The sequence below is a fragment of the Streptosporangium sp. LJ11 genome (assembly GCF_051918945.1).
Lineage (GTDB): Bacteria > Actinomycetota > Actinomycetes > Streptosporangiales > Streptosporangiaceae > Streptosporangium.
The window spans coordinates 1-2,112 of sequence record NZ_JBPXMB010000081.1 but is presented as its reverse complement, the minus strand read 5'-3'; the positions used below and the strand labels follow the sequence as shown (position 1 = coordinate 2,112).

The following is a 2,112-nucleotide window of genomic DNA, read 5'->3' as shown; positions in this document are numbered from 1 at the left end:
ACCAACCAGTTCTGGTCCGGCTCCAACGGCTCCCGCTGCTCCTCCTACACCGGCACCCTGAACTGGTCCTTCGCCGCGGACGGCCGCCTCGCCGTGACCTTCGGCGGCTCGACGACCTTCAAGCAGGCGGACCAGCCGGTTGGGTACGCCTCGATGAACGGCGGGACCACCGGCGGATTCGGGGCCTCCGTGGTCCACGAGTACACCCTCAGCGAGTACCGGCGCAGCGCCGGCTATTCCAACCCGGGCGATGCGATGTACGACCTGATCAAGGAGCATGACGACCGCTCCGGTGAGGGCCTGGTCATCTATGTCGACGAGACGATCAGAGCGTCCGACTTCAGCCGGGACAAGATGCACGTCAACGATGTGGAGAACGTCTCCATCCTCGGGGTCGGGACCCAGGGCGAGTTCGACGGGGTCGGCCTCAGCCTCCGCAAGTCCCGCAACGTCGTCATCCGGAACCTGAAGATCCACCACATCGACACCGGGGAGCGGGACGGGATCACCGTCCAGAAATCAAGCTCCAACGTCTGGATCGACCACAACGAGATATACAACGAGTTCCCGAACGTGGACAAGGACTATTACGACGGCCTGATCGACGTCAAGGACGGCGCGGCGTACGTCACGATCTCGTGGAACTACCTGCATGACTCGTGGAAGATGACACTGACCGCCGGCGGCGACAGCGAGAGCTCGGCGAGCGACTACATCACGTTCGCGAACAACCGGTTCCATAACGTGAACTCCCGCGTGCCGCTCATCAGGCGATCGCAGGTGCACATGCTGAACAACTACTTCCAGAACGTGGCCGACACCGCCATCAACGCCCGGATGGGCGCGCAGGTCCTGGTCGAGGGGAACTACTTCGAGAACGTCGGCACCGGTGCGGTCGACGAGGTGACCGGCGCCATCCACGGACCGGTCGGCTGGTTCTACGGCAGCAACACGACCGGGTACTGGAACCTGGTGAACAACGTCTACGTGAACACCCCGCACGCGCACCTGACGTCGACCACGAACTTCACGGTGCCTTACGCCTACAACGCGCTCAGCCCGCAGGACGCCAAGACACAAGCCATGCAGAACACCGGCGTCGGCATCATCGACGTGACCCCATAGGCGGAGTCTCGCGCCTCTACTCCACACCCTCCACCCCGTAGTCAACGTGCCGATATCGGCCTGCGAACCCACACCGGCCCCGACCGACATCGGCCCCTGAAACCAACACCCGTCGGATGGACCCGATACAAAACGTCACGCGTGGGCCCAGCGCACCAGGCCCACGCGTGACTGCGCCGCCGGATCACCGCGGTCATCACGGAGAAGACCGATCAGCGGGCCAACCGGAAGAGAAAAGGTTCGGCCCGTCGTCTTCGATCCGGAGCGCTACCGGCAGCGCACCACTGCCGAAGGCTGTTTCCAGAAGATCAAGACCTGGCACGGTCTGGCTACCTGTTACGACAAAGCCCCGGAAAGCTACGAGGCCGGACTCTACCTCCAAGGCTCGATCATGTGGCTGAAGCTCCTCACCTCAACCGCATGATCCGAACTCTGAACAGCTTTTAGACCAAGTGGAAAGTATCAGCCGACATCGATCCGTCAATCATCAGCTGAAGCCTTACCCGCAAGTTTCCGCTATTCATATCACTGCCTGATTTGTTTAATCTTCAGATGTTCTTGTAAAGGGAACTTCTCACATACGTGAACACAGGAGTTTGGCCATGTCGCCCGAGAATCCACTGTTCGGCCGGCGCCGGACGCTGGCCGGAGCCGCGGCCGCGGCCCTCGGCCTCGCGCTCGTCCCTGCCGTCGCAACGCCGGCCGGGGCCGCCACCCGGCGCCCGTTCGGACCGTACGGATCACCGCGGCGCAGGCGGGACGAGCGCACGCTGTACGTCGACCCCCGGGGCCGGGGCGACCACACGACCGTTCAGGCGGCCGTCAACGCGACACCGGACGCTCCCGAACGGGGCTGGACCCTGGTGATCGCGGCCGGGACCTACCGCGAGACGGTGCTGGTACCCCAGGTCAAGACCGGCCTGACCTTCCTCGGCGCCACCCGTGACGCCCGTGACGTCGTCATCGTCTTCGACAACGCCGCCGGGA

At 63.8% G+C, this 2,112-nt stretch carries 1 protein-coding gene and 1 pseudogene; both read left to right on the top strand.

The window, feature by feature from the left end:
- Nucleotides 1-57: 57 nt before the first annotated feature.
- Nucleotides 58-1,125 (top strand): pectate lyase family protein, encoded by a 1,068-nt coding sequence (locus ACTOQ3_RS43430; protein ID WP_440089910.1) that lies wholly within the window; start codon nucleotides 58-60, stop codon nucleotides 1,123-1,125.
- Between the two features lie 602 nt (nucleotides 1,126-1,727).
- Nucleotides 1,728-2,112, top strand: a pseudogene (locus tag ACTOQ3_RS43425) (pectinesterase family protein); the annotation flags it as partial.